At 52.7% G+C, this 20121-nt stretch carries 14 protein-coding genes; 7 read left to right on the top strand and 7 right to left on the bottom strand.

The features are described 5' to 3' along the window. Positions 1–114: 114 nt before the first annotated feature. Positions 115–2409, bottom strand: a complete 2295-nt coding sequence (locus BAQU_RS02535; protein ID WP_094692483.1) for a hypothetical protein — start codon at positions 2407–2409, stop codon at positions 115–117. A 243-nt stretch (positions 2410–2652) separates the two neighbouring features. On the opposite strand from BAQU_RS02535, the gene BAQU_RS02530 reads away from it, so the two are divergent. The 3 genes from BAQU_RS02530 (at position 2653) to BAQU_RS02520 (ending at position 6531) form a co-directional block, all read left to right on the top strand. Further along, positions 2653–4947: an alpha-1,4-glucan--maltose-1-phosphate maltosyltransferase gene (locus BAQU_RS02530; protein WP_094692482.1), complete on the top strand. Its 2295-nt coding sequence runs from the start codon at positions 2653–2655 to the stop codon at positions 4945–4947. A 113-nt stretch (positions 4948–5060) separates the two neighbouring features. Then, the gene (locus BAQU_RS02525; protein WP_094692481.1) at positions 5061–5555 is read left to right on the top strand and encodes an inorganic diphosphatase; all 495 of its coding nucleotides are present in this window, start codon (positions 5061–5063) and stop codon (positions 5553–5555) included. Positions 5556–5940: 385 nt separating this feature from the next. Further along, complete coding sequence (locus BAQU_RS02520) at positions 5941–6531, top strand: manganese efflux pump MntP (RefSeq protein ID WP_169713250.1); 591 nt, start codon at positions 5941–5943, stop codon at positions 6529–6531. Positions 6532–6675: 144 nt separating this feature from the next. Here BAQU_RS02520 and BAQU_RS02515 read toward each other — a convergent pair whose 3' ends face one another. Continuing rightward, on the bottom strand, positions 6676–7467 hold the full coding sequence (locus tag BAQU_RS02515) for a hypothetical protein (RefSeq protein ID WP_094692479.1): 792 nt from the start codon (positions 7465–7467) through the stop codon (positions 6676–6678). 278 nt (positions 7468–7745) lie between these two features. Here BAQU_RS02515 and BAQU_RS02510 point away from each other — a divergent pair, with 278 nt between their 5' ends. The 4 genes from BAQU_RS02510 to valS all read left to right on the top strand — a co-directional run bounded on the left by BAQU_RS02510 (position 7746) and on the right by valS (position 13798). Next, positions 7746–8489, top strand: coding sequence for a winged helix-turn-helix transcriptional regulator (locus BAQU_RS02510; protein ID WP_169713256.1), 744 nt, complete (start codon positions 7746–7748; stop codon positions 8487–8489). A gap of 33 nt (positions 8490–8522) precedes the next feature. Further along, positions 8523–9200, top strand: a complete 678-nt coding sequence (nth, locus tag BAQU_RS02505; RefSeq protein WP_169713249.1) for an endonuclease III — start codon at positions 8523–8525, stop codon at positions 9198–9200. Beyond that, positions 9197–10816, top strand: coding sequence for an ABC transporter substrate-binding protein (locus BAQU_RS02500; protein ID WP_158215615.1), 1620 nt, complete (start codon positions 9197–9199; stop codon positions 10814–10816). The genes nth and BAQU_RS02500 overlap by 4 nt, the downstream gene beginning before the upstream one ends. A 246-nt stretch (positions 10817–11062) precedes the next feature. Continuing rightward, on the top strand, positions 11063–13798 hold the full coding sequence (gene valS / locus BAQU_RS02495; RefSeq protein ID WP_094692476.1) for a valine--tRNA ligase: 2736 nt from the start codon (positions 11063–11065) through the stop codon (positions 13796–13798). Positions 13799–13938: 140 nt separating this feature from the next. Here valS and BAQU_RS02490 read toward each other — a convergent pair whose 3' ends face one another. The 5 genes from BAQU_RS02490 to BAQU_RS10745 all read right to left on the bottom strand — a co-directional run bounded on the left by BAQU_RS02490 (position 13939) and on the right by BAQU_RS10745 (position 20072). Next, positions 13939–14331: a chorismate mutase gene (locus BAQU_RS02490; protein ID WP_094692475.1), complete on the bottom strand. Its 393-nt coding sequence runs from the start codon at positions 14329–14331 to the stop codon at positions 13939–13941. Positions 14332–14505: 174 nt separating this feature from the next. Next, positions 14506–16500, bottom strand: a complete 1995-nt coding sequence (rho, locus tag BAQU_RS02485; protein WP_094692474.1) for a transcription termination factor Rho — start codon at positions 16498–16500, stop codon at positions 14506–14508. Between the two features lie 294 nt (positions 16501–16794). Next, a complete protein-coding gene (locus tag BAQU_RS02480; protein ID WP_094692473.1) occupies positions 16795–18417 on the bottom strand; it encodes an NAD(P)/FAD-dependent oxidoreductase in 1623 nt (540 codons plus the stop codon). Positions 18418–18509: 92 nt separating this feature from the next. Continuing rightward, positions 18510–18824, bottom strand: a complete 315-nt coding sequence (locus tag BAQU_RS02475) for a DUF2469 domain-containing protein (RefSeq protein ID WP_094692472.1) — start codon at positions 18822–18824, stop codon at positions 18510–18512. A 3-nt stretch (positions 18825–18827) separates the two neighbouring features. Then, the gene (locus tag BAQU_RS10745; protein ID WP_094692471.1) at positions 18828–20072 is read right to left on the bottom strand and encodes a GNAT family N-acetyltransferase; all 1245 of its coding nucleotides are present in this window, start codon (positions 20070–20072) and stop codon (positions 18828–18830) included. Positions 20073–20121 lie beyond the last annotated feature (49 nt).

The raw sequence follows: 20121 nt of genomic DNA, 5'->3' as shown, positions 1-20121 counted from the left end.
CAATCCGCCATCTGAGTGCCGAGCATATGCAGACATTGGATCTGCATAAGCGGTTTCCCGTACACAAGGATACGCGAAAACGTTCAAATTCCTTGGATTGAAATCTTCAACCCGTCACTTTTCTCTCCAAGTACGTGCGATTGACACCATCACCATCCCACTGATAAGAGCGATGATTGCAAGGATACCGAATACGCTGATCATGGACACGCCGGTATGGGCGAGTTCCTTTGCCGCTGCCGGCTTGCGTTCAGATTCATCCGGTTCATCATCTGCATTCTCAGGTGCACGAGAGACAATCGTGGTGATTTCCTCTTCCAGTCCAAGCTCATGTGAGTCGAGAATCACGCCGTCAGGTGTCCACAATGTAGCCTTCCACTGCAAACTTCCTACATTGGCTGCAATCACTCGACTGCTCATGACTGTCTGCGAGGCAAGATCGGCAGCAAGATCCACACGAAATTCCTCAAGAACCGGCTCATTCATGTCTATCGTCCCAGTCTGCTGGTCACCGGCAAAGGCACTGAATGTCAAGTATGAGCCCTCAGGCACCGTTCCCGTGACGGTTGCCGTGTCGTATGAGCTTTCACCAAGCTTGACCTTCGACGGTTCTGCATGGGTTTCTATCGTCGCCTGAACAGGCACCGGATCGGCAAAAGCCTGCACCCGAACCCGCTCCCAGGCATCGCTGTAGGAACTATGAATCGGTGCTGTTCTCGCATCCCCGGAGAAGGAATAGACAAAGACATAGTAACCGGGCTTACCCGCAATGATATGCACTGGATCGCCAAGCATATCAGGCGCACCTGCGCCGACCTTTATCGTGCTGTTTGTAGCTGCGTACTTCCAGGAGCCCACCAACTCATGATGAGCATCAACTTGAGGCAAGTCACTCGCATCGGGCTTATATGGCTCATCGTCTCCGCCGTTGCCACTGCCCGACCAGAAGACCTGAACTTCAGCATGGGGAAGATCCGCCTGTAAGCCGTAGTCTGTGTTTCCCTTGAAGGTACCGCTGTCTGCAGGAAATCCACTGATGGTTATCACATCGCTCAGCTCCGAACCAACCGTGGCAGCATGTTCGGTCACACTCGAATCGACGATGAGCTTCCTACGAATGGACACGGTCTCGGCGATTTCGAGAAAATCGCTCAATACATCCTTCACAACAAATTCCTTGGTGAGTGTCTCCTGCTGACTATGATCAATCACCCACACCCATGTTCCGATGCCCAAATTCGCCGATGCTCGATAAGGCTCGCTACCATCGGGTTTGGTGGTGGCCTTAACCTGAACGCTGCGATTAGGGGCATCGAAAAGCGCAGTGCCATACCCTGAGGGCTTGTACCCCAATGCGCTCAAACGTGCCAAATACGACGTAACGCTCTCATTGCTCTGTGGATGTATAACATTACCCAGATCGCCGTGCTTCAGAGAGTCAAAGTAATATCCAAGCGCCTTGACCTGAACACCTTCCTCCCAGACGTCTCCCGCTGAGATTCCAGACGTTACCGTGTCAAGTACCTGATCGCCCTCATCAATGATCCTGTGGGGCACGGTGGTGCCTATTGTCGGAGCAAATTCCTTGCGCACCGCAAAGTTCAGATCCGCACCGGCAGCTGCCTTTACCGTAGCGAATCTGACATAATCCTGATTACTGACAAGCTGCTCAATGGTGCCATACTCATACGAAACCGAAGCTTTCACGTCCCCCGTGCCGGTCGCTGTCCAATAGACACGCCGTGCAGTGGATGTGCTCGTGGCCGAGAAGGTCGAGGTGCCGCCAGAAACGAAGACCGCTGGCCCCTCGAATTTCAGCGTGAACGGCACATTCGCTACATTCACGCCCTGAGGTCCCTTCACCGTGACATCGATGTACCCGCGACGTCTGCCGACTTCGTAGGTCATGTTCAGATTCGCTCCGGTAGCGGTATTGCTGGTTGCTTCCATCAAGAGCTGCTGTGCCCTGACTATCGTCTCGGGATGGGTGTCGTTCAGTGTCTCTTTGCGCAGTTTCCAGACTGCGGGATTCAAATCGTAGGCATCGTGAATGATAATGCCGATGCCAGCTTGGGTCAGTGCATTCGCGGTATTGCGGTAATGCTGGGTCAGCCATGCTATGGAGCGCGCCAACTGAGAGTCGGGAATGCTCTGTGCATGCGAAACGTCATATGAAACAAGCTCTCCAGTTTCCATGCAATAGACCTTTCTTCCATCGGCGCTATCCGCCATGGCTCCTATGGAAACCCCATAGCCGTCAAAGGTGTATGGGATGTACCACTCCTCTCCCACGGGCTTGAGTCCATCCTGCGCAAACGCAGGAAAAGCCAAGGCCAAGGCGAGCAGGGCCGCACATCCGAATACGAATGTATAGAGATAACCAAGCCGTCGTTTGTGTTGACGGTGCATATCGAATCCCCCTTGATAGCGCTCACGAAACTCCCGGAATCGTCCACTGCTGGTGAATGCCACGGTTGTGTCTGGAGAAGACTCGAAATGCCCTGTTAGCCCATGCCTATGGCGAATTACCGAGAAAGAGCGGTTGAATAATGCAAAAGTGTTGCAGATATCCATAGTTATACACAAGGCTCATTTTTCAATGTGGTCGAATGTGATGCCCGTTTTGAACAATTGTTACTTACAATAGACGTTATGGCTTCACATACAGCATCACATGCGAGCGCAGGCACAAAGAACAGTGCCAGATCCGACGCTCAGTCCTCCCCCGCGCTCAAGTCACCCACACCATCACCCTCCATCACCACCGCAGCCACACCAGCGGTCACATCCAAACCAGCAGTGAGATCCAAACGCGAAGCTGCAACACCAGCACACAGTAAGAAAACCGGTCGTTCTGCCCCATCCCGAACCAAAGCACAGCCGACTCTTGCGAGCCACCTGTTTGGACGAATTGTGGTCATGAACACCACGCCCACCATTGAGGATGACGACTTTCCAGCACGCGTCGAACTTGGCGAGATGTTCCAGATCTCGGCCCAGATATTCATCGAGGGACGCACCAAGGTGGGTGCAACTGCCGTACTACGCAATCCGCACGGCAAAGTGATGGCGCAAACGCCCATGGTCTGTACCAATGCAGGGCTCGATACATGGGAAGTCAGCCTCAAAGCCGGGGAGCACAGCGATGTGAAACCCTGGGAACCTTCATTCTCTGCCATTCGCAGACATCTGGGATTGTGGACAGTTGCCATTGAGGGTTGGGAAGACTCATATGCATCGTGGCTTCACGATGCCACTATCAAAATCAGCGTCAATGACGATATAGAAAACACACTGCAAGAAGGTGGCAAGCTGCTCAGGCGGTGGTCATTGCAGGAAGAGAAGGGTCTTCTAGCCAAAGACAGGCGCACATTGGCGCATGCCGCACAATCCATGCTTGACGTGAACGCCGATATATCACAGCGCTTTGCTGCAGCGCAAGGCACTGCAATCGCAAGACTGCATGCCGAGCACCCCTTGCGCGATCATCTCTGCGCATCAAGAGAGAAAGAAATTCTGGTACAGCGCCCGGCATCCAGCTTTGCTGCATGGTATCAATTCTTTACCCGCTCAGAAGGTGCAAGCGTCGATCTACGCACGCAGGAAATCATCTCGGGAACCTTTGCCACTTCGGTATCGGGCTTGGAAAGAGCCAAGGCCGAAGGCTTCGACATCGTCTATCTTCCCCCGATCTTCCCCATCGGAACGACCAATAGAAAAGGTCGGAACAACGCACTCGTTGCCGGGCCGGACGATCCTGGATCCCCCTTTGGCATTGGTTCGAGGCAAGGGGGGCATGACACTGTCAATCCGCAGCTGGGTACCATGGATGATTTCAAAGCCTTTGTCTCCAAGGCACACGAACTTGGCATCGAAATCGCTCTTGACTTTGCGCTGCAGTGCTCTCCCGATCACCCCTGGGTGCACAGCCATCCGGAATGGTTCAGACACAAGCCCGACGGTTCCATTGCATTCGCCGAAAACCCACCGAAGAAATACCAGGATATCTATCCGATTGATTTTGACGAAGACATGCCCGGCATAGAACGCGAAGTCGAACGCATCATGAGACTGTGGATCGATGCCGGTGTCACCATATTCCGCGTGGACAATCCCCATACGAAGCCAGTCAGATTCTGGCAGGACATCATTGCGAAGATCACCAAACGTCATCCTGAGATTCTCTTCCTTGCCGAAGCATTCACCCGTCCGGGAATGATGCGCGCACTGAGCTATGTCGGTTTTACCCAATCGCACTGCTACTTCCCCTGGCGCAACGGCAAGGAGGAGCTACAGGATTATCTGCAGGAGACTAATGGTGATGCAGCCTTCTATCAGCACAACACCTTCTGGCCGACCACTCCGGACATTCTCACCGATTACATTCGTGATAACGGCATAGCGGGCCATGCCATTCGAGCCGTACTTGCAGCTACCGGAAGCCCAAGCTGGGGCATATACAACGGCTATGAGCTGATTGAAAACCGGCAGCGGCCAGGCTTCGAAGAACAGCTCGACAACGAAAAGTACGAGATCAAGATTCGTGACTGGAGTCGAGCTCAGCGATATGGCATCGCCGAGTTGCTCACTCGATTGAATCAGATACGCCATGCTCATCCTGCACTCATGAGTTATCACGATCTGCGCATTCTTGAATCATCGGACCCCAATGTTCTGGCATTCGTACGCCATATCAATGGATCTCTCACTCCCAATGGCATGCCTGATACCGTCATCGTGGTGGTGAACCTTGATGGACATGACGCACATTCCTCGGGTATCTATAGCGATCCAACCACATTCGGCATCGAACCGGGTCATGTCTTTGACGTTCACGATGAACTGACCGGACGTGAGTTTGTCTGGAGTGGCTCTGACTATGTCTCGCTCGCACCCTGGGCTGACGTTGCGCACATTCTCACCGTTCGCCATCCGCACCGAGATTGATCCGAGAGCCTTGCCCACGATCCAGCTTTCGTGGGCTACGGGTAATGTGGTGGCGTCAGAGCATTATGCTCAAGGGTTGAAACGTCACATAGCACGTCAGACAAGGAGACGACATGGCATCAACATTTGAAGTGGTTGTCGAGATCCCACGCGGGTCACGCAACAAGTACGAAGTGGATCATGAGACTGGCCGTATCAAGCTGGATCGCACACTTTTCACTTCCATGGGATATCCGGATGATTACGGATACATAGACGGCACATTGGGCGAAGACGGCGATCCTTTGGATGCCCTGGTCATGATTCCCGATTCCGTCTTTCCGGGATGCGTTGTGGAATGTCGAGCAGTCGGTCTGTACCACATGGTTGATGAGGCCGGCGGTGACGACAAGGTGTTGTGCGTACCTGCCGATGTCCGCTTCGACAGCATCAAGGACGTTGACGACGTTTCCGAATTCCACAAGGCAGAGATCAAGCATTTCTTCGAGCAGTACAAGGCTCTTGAGCCAGGCAAGGAAGTTCAGCCCGGAGATTACTGGACGAATGCCGAAGAGGCAGAAAAGCAGATTGCTGCTTCCGTGGAGCGTCTGGCCGATTCAGAAAAGTAATTTCTTCAGAAATTATTAGTGTCATAAACGTTTGGGGTCTGCGAAACTGATATTTCGCAGACCCCAAACGTTTATTGTGAACTTCCGAAAGTATAGAACACGGTTCTTCATCAAAATGACGACCATTTCGGCCTTGTACGACTGTATATATCTTTCGAAGTTCACAATGAATCAAGTACATGCGAAATTCAAGCTTGATGGGTCGAACATTCAGGCGGCAAGGGGTAGTCATTTTTAGCCTTGCAGTAAGGCTAAGTGGCTATTACTGTTCCATTCACAAGTGGTTGGTCACAGCACCAATCAAAAGTATTAAATCCACACAGCTTACAAACCAATGCAGCTAGCAACGTTTTAATACCTAATTCAATATGTGAATGGAGTTATCGTGTTATTTGAAATGCTTGCGATTTCATTAGGTGTCTCAATGGATGCCTTTGCTGTATCAATTAGCAAGGGACTGAGCATCCGACGCACTACAGCGCGCCAATGCCTCACCATCGCATTGTGGCTGGGCGGATTCCAAGCGCTCTTTCCCCTATTTGGATACTTTGCTGCAGCAGGTTTCCGCACCTACATCACCTCCTTCGATCACTGGATCATCTTTGGCTTGCTCTCGGCCTTGGGTGTGAACATGATCCGTGAAGGTCTTGCAGATCAGAGCGACGAGAGTCACAAGGTTGCATCCTCATTCGGCTGGCGTTCAATGCTGCCACTTGCCGTAGCCACAAGTATCGACGCCTTTGCCGTTGGCATCGGCATCTCAGTGGTTTCCGAGGGAATTTGGCCAATAATAATCAGTATCGGCATCATGACAGCCGCCATGTCCGTTGCAGGTCTACAGATTGGAAATGTCTTTGGTTCACGCTGGCGCAAACCCGCACAAATTTGCGGCGGTAGCGTGCTGATCCTGCTCGGTCTTGAAATACTGCTGGATCACCTAGGGTTCTTTGAAGTACTTCGATCAATGCTCTTCTAGGAGTCCCAAAACAACCCCACGGTCTCAGACCTTTGCTGACAAGCATGTGCATGAGGTGAGCAACATGTACCTCGCCTCTGTGTGTCATGCCTTTCACATGAATACTACACATCAATACTGCACATCGATACCCATTCGCATGACTCAGAACAGCAGATAGAACACGCAAATGCTCAAGAGATAAAAAACCATTCCAGCGAACATGACTGGTAACATCGCGACTCCGAACCAGGATCCTGGTTCATCCGCCCTGATATCGCGCCACCACAGGGTCGCTGCAACGCCGATTGCGGTCAGCATGACCAATGCAAGAATCGTCACCATGACCAAAGCCATTGCAAAACGACTCTGATAACCGTCTGCAACCATTCGCGTCAGGAAGGCGAAGAATGGCCATCCGCCAGCAGCGGTACATGCGACTGCGCCAAAAATGCTTTCCGAAAGTGAACGGATAAGGTGAGTTCGCTTGCGCCTTGCCATCTGCAGAGCAAATCCAATGATGACGAGCACCGTCACAAGAATGGCAAAGGCTGCAGCCCATGGCAGCAGATATCTCGCCCGCCCGCCAATGACGGCCGGAGCAAGAAGAGACCTCAGCTGCACGGCAGAAAACACAAGCGAAAGCACTCCGGCAATACCAGCAACGATTCGACCAGTCCACTCGACTGCAAGATCAGCCCCTTCGGCATTCGAAGTCTTGAATGGCCACAATAGAATGAACACAACAAGCATGGCCAATCCAGCAACCAAGCTCCAGATCACAGCCACCGATCCCGACGACAACAAGGTGCATGCGCTGGTTCCCAGCAGCATCACGAAATAGAAGGCGAGCTGCACACCAGCAACCTTGCCAGTCAACGCCTTCGCTATTCTTGACCAGAGAGAGGCGGCAGAAGCCTTGCTCTGCTCACTTATCTGCATCTTGTCATCTACCATGGTGTTAGCCTCAACATTCCTTGCAATCACGGGCGATGGCTCCCAGGCGAATGCCCCTGGAGCTCAGACCTTTCCCTGTGTAACAATGTAGCGTGAACTGTCCACAAGGGCTTGTACAAATACAAGAAACCTTATGAGAACTCCAGGCCACGAGAAAATGAACGTATCGTGAACGGGGCATCATCCACAGGTTTCTCAAGACTGTACAATTGAACTGCTTCATCAAGAATGGCAGTTCTTACATACTAAGGGGAACCAACGTGACCGACTTGACGCTGATGACGTTTGCAGCAGATCCTGCGTCCGTGCTCCCTTCGCTTGCCTTGCTCTCCCATCGCGTTCGTGTGTTGCCGATGGATGCCGCATCGTTGGTGAAGATGCCAGAGAACACCATACTTTTTCTCGATGCTCGAGACGATCTCGCAACAGCAAAGACCCTATGCAATCTCATCAGAGCCTCAGGCCTATCCACACCGGTGCTGCTTATCCTTACCGAAGGTGGCTTCACGGTGGTCAATTCCTCGTGGGGCATTGCCGATGTGATTGTGAATTCCGCATCCCCTGCCGAGGTTGAGGCAAGGCTGCGCATCATATCGGAGCACAGCACAGGTTATGATCCGGTAAGGGCCAAATCTCAGCAGGTCAGCTCGCATAATGACGACGGGCAGATCCGTTCCGGTGAACTCATCGTGGATACCAACGGCTACACAGCAAGCCTCTTCGGACGTCCAATCGACCTGGCATACAAGGAATTCGAACTGCTGAAATACCTGGTCCAGCACCCAGGAAGGGTCTTCACCCGTGCCCAGCTCCTGCAGGAAGTATGGGGGTATGACTACTACGGCGGCACTCGCACGGTTGATGTACATATCAGAAGACTGCGTGCCAAGCTGGGCGGCGAATACGAACACCTTATTGGCACCGTCCGCAACGTTGGCTATCGCTTTGATCCTCCAGAGGGCAGCGAGCGCGAGGCACAGGCTCAGGAGCAGGCAAAGAAATCAAGTCATTCGGAGCAGTGAAATATTTTTTTCTAGGCAAGGACGGCACGGAGTTTGGCAAGGGAGACTCGGCAACAGCGTAGTGAACGCATCCATTCGGATTATGACATACTCACGAAGTTGTATCCGAATGCGCATTGCAGCCTCAATTTCGATTCCCCATTCCAACTCGTCGTTGCAACGGTCCTCAGCGCCCAGACCACTGATATCGGTGTCAACAAGGTGACGCCAACGCTGTTCCGGCGGTACCCAACACCTGAGGCACTTGCGTCGGCCAATCCAGAAGCATTGGAAGATATCATTCACTCACTCGGTTTCTTCCGCTCGAAGGCGCGTCATCTGATAGGTCTTGGCAGCGCTCTCACCACGAAATTTGACGGCAAAGTTCCTCCAGTGATGGATCAATTGGTCACACTTCCCGGTGTCGGGAGAAAAACAGCCAACGTCGTTTTGGGCAATGCCTTTGGCATCCCTGGATTCCCTGTTGACACTCACGTCATGCGTGTCACCGGACGTCTGCGCTGGAGAACCGACTGGCGCTCGAAGCATCCCGATCCTGTGCATGTGGAACGAGAGATAACGTCATATTTCCACCCTGAAGAGTGGACAGTGCTCTCTCATAGACTGATATATTTCGGAAGGGAATATTGCACCGCCCGCAGCAAGGATTGCCGCGAATGCCTGATGCAGGCCGCTCTCGATGCCGCATCTGGTATACACTCGGCGGTATGAGCAGCCACCGGGAAGACCACGGACCAGACCATAATGGCATTCGTTCCTATGATGCCCTGCAAGGGGGTTCCCATCACAGGAACGGTTTCATCTCATTCGTCATTTTTCTTGTCATCGTTGTGATTCTCGGCGGTGTCTGCTGGGGCGGCTGGCTGCTGTACAACCGTAAAGGTGAGGTTTTCGAACACACGATTTCAATGCCCACCAAGGCAATCTCCATCGCCAGCACATCGGCACCTCAATCCTTGGACCTGCGAAAAGACTCAGGGAAAGGCATTGAGCAGGCTCTGCTGAACAATGTCTATGAAACGCTGGTTTCTCAGGATTCCTCAGGTACTCCAGCAGCCGGCATCGCAAAATCCTGGGTCATCTCCCCTGATGGTCGCAGCTACACCTTCTATCTCAATTCGGGAATGCACTTCTCCAATGGCGATGCTCTCGATGCTGCTGATGTTGTCTGGTCCCTGAAGCAGATCATCACCAATAAGCTCGTCGATGCAAACGCTCTTGCCAATGTGGCCGAAGTCTCAAATTCGAATGCATCAACGGTCACGATACGGCTTACCAGCCCGGATCCTCTGCTGCTGCGGCACTTGTATGGGCGTGCCGGCATCGTTTACGACAAGGACGCGAACATCAATTATGCGACTCAGGCTCTCGGATCAGGACCCTACACCGTGAGCAGCTGGAAGCCTGGCACGAAGCTCCAACTCACGCTTAACACGAAGTATTGGGGCGCTCAGCCTACGGCAGTCACACAGGCAACCTTCACATACTTCTCGGATGCTGCCGCCATGGTGGACGCCCTGCAAAGCAAGAGCGTAGACATTGCCACGCCGTTGGCACCCGCTTCGATGGCCAAGGCAAGCAATGATGCGAAGGCTTCGAAAATCTCACTGGTCACCGGCAAGAGCAGCGACACACTGGCTCTGGTGTTCAATGCTCGTACGGATTCCGTACTGTCTGATCAGCGCTTCCGTGAAGCAATTCGCTACATGCTTGATCACGCCGCCATAGTGGCAACGCAAAACGGCACTGCAACGGCAATTGGCGGTCCTCTCTCACCACTTGACGAGGGATACGAGGATTTAACCGGACTGCACCCACATAACACCGCCAAGGGCGCTCAGATGGCCTATTACTTCCCTCCAAGCTATTACAACGGAAGTCTGCGATTCATATATCCGCAATCCTATGGCTCTGCCATCGGCGAATTGGTCAAGACGCAACTGGCTGCGGGTGGAGTTCCGGTAACGGTTACGACGGTCAGCGATGCGGATTGGAAGAAAACGGTCGAATCACAGCATGCTTTTGACATGACTCTGGCACCAATGACGGGTGCAGCGGATGCAGCCACATTTGCAGACCCCACCTCACTGAGCGGATATGACAGCCCCGATGCACAGAGCGAGTGGAAAAGCGTCAAGGCATCGAGGAATGACACAGAATATCGCAAGAGCATCGCCGCATATGCCTCAACAGTATCAACGCAATCCCCTGTCGACTGGCTTTATGTTTCAACACCGGTAACTGCATATAATCACACCGTCACAAATGTGCCATCGAATTCAACCGCCGAGTACTTTCCATTGCGAGGCATCGGCTCCGCGCGATGATGCTGTGCTCATTGTGAACTTCACCAAGTATAAGGACGCGAGCGAGGGTCATATTCGGTTCAATATGGTCTGATTCCCATCGATTGCAGGTGTATGTACTTCTCGAAGTTCACAATGAAGGTTGCAGGTCTCAATCGGCGAGAGGAACAGGATAAAGTGTGCGTGGATTTACATGAATATTCGCGTACAACGTCACTTCTACAGGCAATGATGCCTTTGTCACGCTAAATTCATACACTTGCGAGTATGACTGAGAAGCAAGGACCGATTTCCGCTCAACTGACCCCACTTCCAGACCGCGTTGCCGTCGATGGTCTGGAAGCCAAGTGGCAGAAACAGTGGGAAACATCTGGCATCTATCAATTCAAGCATAATCGTGACCGTTCAGAGGTGTATTCGATTGACACCCCACCGCCAACGGTTTCGGGGCATCTCCACGTTGGCCATGTATTCTCCTACACTCACACCGACATCATTGCACGCTACAAGCGCATGCTCGGCTATGACGTGTTCTATCCGATGGGCTGGGACGACAATGGTCTGCCGACCGAGCGTCGCGTGCAGAACTATTATGGCGTGCGCGTAGACACGTCAATGCCCTATGATCCTGATTTCAAACCGCCGTTCGAAGGCACCGAGGGCAAGAAGCTCGAGGCTCGTGATCTGGTTCGCATCTCACGCCAGAACTTCATCGAACTGTGCGAGAAGCTGACCGCACAGGACGAACAGCAGTTCGAGCAACTGTGGCGCTCACTCGGGTTTTCCATCGATTGGGCCCAGACCTATCACACCATTGGTGAGCACCCTCGCAGAGTTGCCCAGAAGGCCTTTCTGCGCAACCTAGCTCGCGGTGAGGCATATCAGCAGGATGCCCCCGGTCTGTGGGATGTCACCTTCCAGACTGCTGTGGCGCAGGCAGAACTGGAATCTCGCGAATACCCTGGTTTCTATCATAAGCTTGCATTCCGCTTCGAAGATGGAACTCCGATCTACATTGAAACGACCCGTCCCGAATTACTTGCAGCATGTGGTGCCTTGATTGCGCACCCAGACGACGAACGCTACAAGAAGTACTTTGGCCAGAATGTCTATTCGCCTCTGTTCAAGGTGCCTGTGCCCATTCTCGCGCACCCTGCCGCTGAGATGGACAAGGGTGCCGGCATCGCCATGTGCTGCACCTTCGGTGATGTTACCGACGTTGAGTGGTGGCGTGACTTGAAGCTGCCGACGCGTTCGATTCTTCAACGCAATGGCCGTATCGTCGGCGATGTTCCTGATTGGATCACCGATAGTCACGGCCGTGATATCTTTGCTGAGACCTCCGGCAAAACTGTGTTCAGTGCACGCAAGATCATTGTTGATGAACTTCGTGAATCCGGCGATTTGGAAGGGGATCCAACCCCGACCAAGCGTATGACAAACTTCTACGAAAAGGGCGACAAGCCTCTCGAAATCGTCACCTCGCGCCAGTGGTATCTGCGCAATGGTGGCACTGACGAGGCTCTCAATGCTGAGCTCATCAACCGTGGCAAGGCGCTGAACTTCCATCCCGACTTCATGCGTGTTCGTTATGACAACTGGGTACACGGCCTGAATGGGGACTGGCTCATTTCACGTCAGCGCTTCTTCGGTGTGCCATTCCCATTGTGGTATCCAGTCAAGGCTGATGGTGAAACCGATTATGCCCATCCCATCACGCCTGACGAAGCAGATCTGCCGATTGATCCAACCAGCGATATTCCCGCTGGATTTGATGCTTCTGAGCGAAACGTCCCCGGTGGTTTCACCGCCGAGAACGACATCATGGACACGTGGGCAACCAGCTCGCTGACACCTCAGATCGTGACGCACTGGGCAGAACCAGGCAAAGAGAACGAAGCGCTGTTCAAGTCCACATTCCCCATGGATCTGCGTCCGCAGGGTCAGGACATCATTCGCACATGGCTGTTCAGCTCAATTGACCGCGCACATCTTGAAAATCACTGTCTGCCTTGGTCCAACACCACCCTGTCAGGTTGGATTCTCGATCCTGATCACAAGAAGATGAGCAAATCCAAGGGCAACGTTGTGGTTCCCAACGAGCCCATCAAGAAATTTGGTGCCGATGCAGTGCGCTACTGGGCTGCCTCAGCACGTTTGGGTCTCGATGCCACCTATGACGAAGGGCAGATGAAGATTGGCCGCAGACTGGCCATAAAACTGCTCAATGCCACCAAGTTTGCACTGGCAATCGGGCGTGAAGATGAGAATCATCACGTTGCGTCGGCTACGAAGGTGACTTGGAACCCGCAAGACGTGACTGAGACCATCGATCGTTCAGTGCTTACTCGGTTGGGCGAGGTGATTGCCGCCGCAAGCAACTCGCTTGAGTCCTATGAGCATTCAAAGGCGTTGGAATCCATTGAGAGCTTCTTCTGGGACTTCTGCGATGATTACATCGAGCTTGTCAAGAACCGCGCCTATGGCACTGCCGATGCAACGGGGAAGATTCCCGATGCCAATGCCGTGCAGTCCGCTCGCACGACGCTCGGCCTTGGTTTGGATGCCTTCGCACGCTTGCTTGCACCGTATCTTCCATTCTCCACCGAACAGGTCTGGAGCTGGATGCATGACGGCGCCGGCTCGGTACATGTCGCTCAGTGGCCAGAGGCTCCTGCCTATGCGGATGCAGGCGATGGCGTGAACCCTGATGTGCTCACCTGGTCAGGCAATGCCCTTGCCGAGTTGCGCAAGATCAAGTCAGAGGCGAAGGTTTCCATGCGCACCCCAATCACTTCCGTCACGTTGAAGGTTCCTGCCGAGGCGGAGGAAGCCGTGCGTTCCTCACTGATTGATATAGCAGAAGCCGGTCGAGTCACCGGCGAGATCACCATCGAAGTCGCGGCTGTTTCTGATACCGATGCTCAGGATGGTGAGGTGCCATCGATCAAGGTCATTTCGAGCACCCTTGGCGAGCCCCCGGCAAAGAAACCGCGGAAGTAATCAATCATAGTGGCCGATTTTCGGGATTCGGCCGATATCGTGACCGAATCCCACTGCCGCTACAGGATTTTCAAGATCTTGGTTTTCTCAGTCGGTCATGTCGATGTTGGTCATATCAACGTTGTTCATATCTATCGACTTCATGCAAAAACGTCGAGAACACCGGGGTTCCCCCCGGCTTCGGCTATGCGTTTATGACGCTTTTTAGCTTCGGTGACAACAAATTCGCGATACATCTCGGCGATTTCTGGATCAAGTCCTGCAGCCTCGGCAATGCCATGCAAGCGAGCAATCTGACGCTCTTCGCGTGCATAGTCCGCTGGCGCAAAGCCCGCACGAGCCTTCACTACGCCAACCCTGGAAGTATATTTGAACCGTTCGGCGAGCAGAGACACGATTGCGGTGTCAACATTGTCGATCGATGCTCTCAACTCTTTTATCTGCGCCACTGCCCTCGCAGTTTCTGGGTTCTCTGCGGCCATGTGCCTGTCAATGGTGGTTGAATTCTCATCTTCTTGTTCAGATTCGCTCATAGCCTTAAGAATAGCTTCCAGCTTCAACCAATCATCAGCCGCAGATCATCAACACAGGCATAGTCATTTACATTGGCACAGATATTTATATTGACACAGATATGCGCGATGTCCTCAATACCTTAACTTCGGTATTGAGGACATCGTACGAGCCGCGACTGCGAAATCACAAACTCATGTTTGAGGAATATTCTGAGTCAGCGCAGCAAGGAAGTCCTTGTTGGTTGCTGTCTTCTTCAGACGAGGCACCAGGGTCTGGTATGCCTGCTCAGGTTCCATGCCACCGAATGCACGGCGAAGACGATAGATGATCGCCAGCTCCTGCGGCGGTGTAATGAGCTCTTCGCGGCGAGTGCCGGAAGCGTTGATATCAATTGCCGGGAACATGCGCTTTTCTGACAATTCACGCGAGAGGCGCAATTCCATGTTGCCGGTTCCCTTGAACTCCTCAAAGATGACTTCATCCATCTTCGAACCGGTTTCCACCAGGGCAGACGAAATGATGGTCAGGGAACCGCCATTTTCGATGTTGCGAGCTGCACCGAAGAACTTCTTGGGCGGATAGAGCGCCTGAGCGTCGACACCGCCGGAAAGAATACGACCAGATGCAGGGGCCGCAATGTTGTATGCACGAGCCAGACGAGTCATCGAATCAAGCAAAACGACAACATCCTGTCCAAGTTCAACCAGACGCTTGGCGCGCTCGATGGCGAGTTCCGCAACGGTCGTATGGTCAGATGCAGGGCGGTCGAAAGTTGAGGAAATGACCTCACCCTGCACCGTTCTCTCCATATCGGTAACCTCTTCAGGCCGTTCATCAACGAGTACCACCATCAAATGCACTTCAGGATTATTCGTGGTAATAGAATTTGCAATATTCTGCAAGGTGATGGTCTTACCGGCCTTTGGCGGCGAAACGATCAGACCACGCTGGCCTTTGCCAATCGGCGAAACGATGTCAATCAGCCGACCAGTGATCTTGTTTGGCTGGGTCTCCATGCGCAGGCGCTCCTGTGGATACAGAGGCGTGAGCTTGCTGAAATGAGGACGTGAGGATGCTTCTTCCACACTCATGCCATTGATGGTGTCAATGGACTGCAGTGGCACGAACTTCTGACGCTGATTGCGTCGCTCGCCCTCATGAGGTGGACGAATTGAGCCGTGAACGGCATCGCCCTTGCGCAAACTGTATTTCTTGACCTGACCCATCGAAACATAGACATCGTTTGGACCTGGCAGATAGCCGGAAGTACGAATAAAGGCGTAGGAATCAAGCACATCGACGATGCCTGCAACAGGGACAAGCTCTTCCTGCCTTGCATCATCACGCTTTTCCTCCTCGCGGGATTCGAAGTCGTGATTGCGTTCACGACGGTTGCGACCCCTGCGGTCGTTATTGCGCTCATTACGGTCGTTACGATCAGAACGCTCATTGCGATCCACATTATCATTGCGATTATTGCGTTCACGGCGGTCACGACTGCGGCGATTGCCGTCCTGATTGTCGCCGCGCTCGTCGTTTTGACGACGCGAGGAGCGCTCACTGCGATTTGGCAGCGATGCCAGGATGTCATCGAGATCGCGAACCTTTTCATGGTCTTGCTCGGCATTGTCTTCAACAACGTCGTGCTTGCGACTTCTTCTGCGCAGCGGGAGAACAGTTCCATTGGAATTCTCCGAGTCACGATGCTCACCACGGCGATTATCGTGTCGTTCCTCACTGCCTGATGCCGAGTTATCGATGCCGAGCACGTCGAACAGATCCTTTGAACGGTTCTGTTTCTGTGCTCCGTGCTGAGCCTTGCGATCCTCGCTCTGCTGAACATCCGCATCTTTCAAAGGCTGTGCGTCTTCGTGTGATGAGGTCTCCTTGATCGCAGAGTTCTTTCGGGTACGTCGACGAATCAACGAACGTTCCTCTGGAAGTGTTTGTGCAACTGGCGACTGCTGATCTGCATCGGTCGTTTCAGCTGAAGAGTTCAACGATGGCACCTGCTTCGGAGCCCGAACAGTCACACCTGCGGGAGCAGCGCCACCGGAACGTGCGGCCTGTATGGTCTCAACAAGTTTTGGCTTGCGCATGGTGGATGTACCGCGCAGACCCATCTGCTTGGCGAGCTCCTTGAGCTCAGGCAGTTTCATATCATCAAGATTTTGGCTTGTTGCCACTGTATAATGCCTTTCCTACCGCTCGCTGACAAAGTGTCAGGCGTGGCTTGAAAATGATTGCAGATTCATCTGCATATGAATATCCGAGGCTGACCCAGCAATCGGACTCCACACACCTTACAACGCCCCATGGATTCTTGCAAAATAAAACGCCATATATCTCAAAAATACAAGAGTCCGGCTAGGCGAGGCACTCCCCACACAGCCGGACTCTTGGCGGTCTCATTTCAGTCATTCACCGTGCACATCTTCACTATGAACGTTCACGAACAATGACGGCCGATGATGACTTGGTCAGTTCGATTTCTCTTCGTGATAGCTTTTCTCGGTGTTGACATTCCATACATTGCGCTTGGAAGTTCGTCCAGTCTCAATGTTCTTGACAGCCTCCATCGCAGTCGCCATGGAGTGATCCTGGTTGTTGTAATGGTGCTGGCCATTGCGGCCGACGCAATATAGATTACCGAAGGAATCGAGCCATTCGACCAGCTCCGGCATCTGTGGATAGGTGTCGAAGTAAGCGGGATATGCCTTCGGAACCTCTTCTCGGTGCGAGTCGAGAACATCCTGTGGTCCGTTGATGATGCCCATGCGCGTCAACTCACTGATTGCGAACTTCCTGGCCTCGTCCTCGGAAAGATTCCAGAAATCGTCTCCTTCGTCGCAGAAGTATTCAAGACCGATCCATACGGTATTTTCAACGTCCTTCACGAGATATGGGCTCCAGTTGTTGAAAACTTGCAGACGCCCAACTTTATATCCCGGATCCTGCACATAAATCCAGCAGTCTGGAACGATTGGCGGATGACCAAGCGTTGGGATGCTCGTAGTATTGCGTATCCTCAATTTCTTGACCAGCAGGCCAATCGTGACGAAGTCACGGTATGGCAGACCATTGGCGATATGCTGCATATCCGTTGGAGCGGACTTCGGCGAAGCGGCAATGGCGTGCACAAGGTCCTTCACCGGCATCGAAGAAATTACCTGATCGGCCTTCAATGCAACGTGTTCGCCCTCGGCATTGGTATAGACCACGCCGGAAATCTTGCCTTCGTGCTGGTCAATTTCAACAACTCGTGCATCAGTAAGTACCTTCACACCCGCATCGGTGCAACGTTTCTCAACGGTTTCCCACAGTTGCCCAGGTCCAAGCTTCGGATACCAGAATTCCTCGATGAGACTGGTTTCAACCTCATGCGCATCGCGTTTCTTCGGCAAGATCTTCATCACGGCATTCTTCAGCACGCCGATGATGCTCAGGCCCTTCACACGCTGTGCGCCCCAGTCTGCACTGATCTGACTCGGTGAACGTCCCCAAAGTTTCTCGGTGTACCCCTCGAAGAACATTGAATAGAGCTTGCGTCCAAAACGATTGATGTAGAAGTTTTCAAGATTGTCTTCAGGAAGCTTGTGAACGCACGATTTGAGGTAGCTGAAACCAGCCTCCATCGTCAACTTGAATCCCAGCGCCTTCAAGGTATTTGGCGAAAGTGAGATCGGGTAATCGAAGAAGTGATGATTCCAGAAAATTCTCGACACACGATGACGCTTCAGCATCACCTTGTCGGTCTTCTCAGGATCTGGACCGCCGGGTTCCAAATCGTGGTGGCGACCCAGCTTCTTGTCATCGAATGACGGAGCACCCTGCAATGGAAGCATGGTCTTCCACCACTCCATGATTCTGTCATCCTTGGAGAAGAAACGGTGACCACCGATATCCATGCGGTTGCCGTTATGCTTCACAGTCCTTGAAATGCCGCCAAATTCGCTGGTTGCCTCGAGAACCGTGACATCATAGTCACAGTTTCCGTCCTTGACGAATTCCCAGGCGGCGGTGAGACCTGCTGGCCCACCTCCAACAATCACGATTGATTGCCTTTCTTCCGAACCCTTATCCGTGGATTCCCGTTCAGTCACAGCAACCTCCTCTTATTGTTTTATTCACTGCGTAACGCTTATCACTGCTCTCAAGCATTTCAAACCTGAACAACACTACATTTTCAACAAAATTATGGCATCTCTTCTGGAATATCGATGTCAGACTTCTGCACTTCTTCCACATTTACGTCCTTGAATGTGACAATGCGGACATTTTTTACGAATCTGCTAGAGCGATATACATCCCATACCCAGGCATCGGTCAGTTGCACATCGAAATATACATCATTGCCAGCTGAACGTACATTGAAGTCAACCTTATTGGCCAAATAGAAGCGTCGTTCAGTCTCGACAACATAGGTGAAGAGCTTGATGACATCCCTGTATTCACGATACAGGGCAAGTTCAGCCTTGGTTTCGTAATTATCGAGGTCCTCAGCACTCATATGTCAGTCTTTCCGATCTTCCGGGGTTTGCTTGTGTTTATTCCCCAGACTACGCCACCATGCGCGCTTCGATGGCTTTCTGTCAGTTTGGTTGTATGGCCATTCAACCTGATCTGAAGCCGCGTCGCCATCCGTTCTACCACTGCCGAAATGCCAGTTCGACGAGGGGTTTTCGGCGTATCGTCCGCCCTGTGGCTGTTGCCTTTCCCCCTGACGATTGCCGCCGTCGCTCAATTGCGAGGCAGAGGATGTGTGTTCACCTGCATTGTCATCATAAGCGGATGCCGTTGTGCCATCACGTGGGGATTTCGTTGCCGAAACAGCATCGAGATCTGAATCCACATTCGATGCATTCTCGGACTCTGCAGTGTTTGCAAACGAGCGCTGCTTGCTGACGCTGATGGGCCCCTTGCCGATTCTGTCGGCAACTATGCCGCGCTTATTCTCAAGATGATGCAGCTCAGGCGCTATATGCTGCACCGTCATCGCCTCTTTGACACCAGGATTTTCTTCGAAGACGTGCATGCCAAAAGCATCAAGCGAACGTATCGGATCATATTCGTCCACGAGCGTGTCCATGACGATCAGATCCTGATATTTTCCTGCAGCAGCATCCCATAATGCATCACGGGATACACCCAATGGCAGGAATCCAAGTGACTGATACACAGAGATGGAACGTGTGTTCTTCTCAGGAATGCTCACCCAAATACGATGCAGACCCAGGCCAACCGGTTCAGGGGCAAAACCATACGTCATGACGCGAGGCATGGCATCCCTTGAATATCCACGGCCACGATAATCCTTGCCCAGCACCACCTGAATACGAGCAGAACGAGCCCAACCATCAATGTCAATGAGGAAGATCATGCCGATGACGCGATCGGCATCCGATTCCTCATCAGATGTGTTCTCAGTGTCGCGATCCGTGGGCTCGGCAACCAATGCCCATGCGACAGTACGACGGAATTCCGGATCGCCCACGCCGGAATCCACAGTTTTCTGACCCCACGTCCACGCAACGGAGCGACGTACCCATGTGCGGACCACAGCACGCTCGGTCTGCTTGTCTTTGCCAGTGATTCCCGAGGCATTATAGAAGGCGTCCAGCTCTTCCATACGCGAAAGATCATCAAGTGTGGCGGGGCGTAAATACACCATCTCCCCTTTGATATCAGGAATGATGATGCGCTCCGGAAGCTCTCTTGACTGACCGGATAATGACTTGTCCCCAGTGCTGCGTGTCATAATGCCACTCTCGAATTCGACGGTTTCTTATCCGATACGATAGTACTGC

Source organism: Bifidobacterium aquikefiri (assembly GCF_002259795.1).
Taxonomy (GTDB): Bacteria; Actinomycetota; Actinomycetes; order Actinomycetales; family Bifidobacteriaceae; genus Bombiscardovia; species Bombiscardovia aquikefiri.
The sequence above is the reverse complement of the archived record's forward strand: the minus strand, read 5'-3'. Positions and strand labels throughout refer to the sequence as shown.

Bases quoted from the DNA above. Each gene is read 5' to 3' on its own strand.
- BAQU_RS02535 (WP_094692483.1), bottom strand. From the start codon at position 2,409: ATGCACCGTCAACACAAACGACGGCTTGGTTATCTCTATACATTCGTA.
- BAQU_RS02530 (WP_094692482.1), top strand. From the start codon at position 2,653: ATGGCTTCACATACAGCATCACATGCGAGCGCAGGCACAAAGAACAGT.
- BAQU_RS02525 (WP_094692481.1), top strand. From the start codon at position 5,061: ATGGCATCAACATTTGAAGTGGTTGTCGAGATCCCACGCGGGTCACGC.
- BAQU_RS02515 (WP_094692479.1), bottom strand. From the start codon at position 7,467: ATGGTAGATGACAAGATGCAGATAAGTGAGCAGAGCAAGGCTTCTGCC.
- BAQU_RS02510 (WP_169713256.1), top strand. From the start codon at position 7,746: ATGACGTTTGCAGCAGATCCTGCGTCCGTGCTCCCTTCGCTTGCCTTG.
- BAQU_RS02500 (WP_158215615.1), top strand. From the start codon at position 9,197: ATGAGCAGCCACCGGGAAGACCACGGACCAGACCATAATGGCATTCGT.
- valS (WP_094692476.1), top strand. From the start codon at position 11,063: ATGACTGAGAAGCAAGGACCGATTTCCGCTCAACTGACCCCACTTCCA.
- BAQU_RS02490 (WP_094692475.1), bottom strand. From the start codon at position 14,331: ATGAGCGAATCTGAACAAGAAGATGAGAATTCAACCACCATTGACAGG.
- BAQU_RS02475 (WP_094692472.1), bottom strand. From the start codon at position 18,824: ATGAGTGCTGAGGACCTCGATAATTACGAAACCAAGGCTGAACTTGCC.
- BAQU_RS10745 (WP_094692471.1), bottom strand. From the start codon at position 20,072: ATGACACGCAGCACTGGGGACAAGTCATTATCCGGTCAGTCAAGAGAG.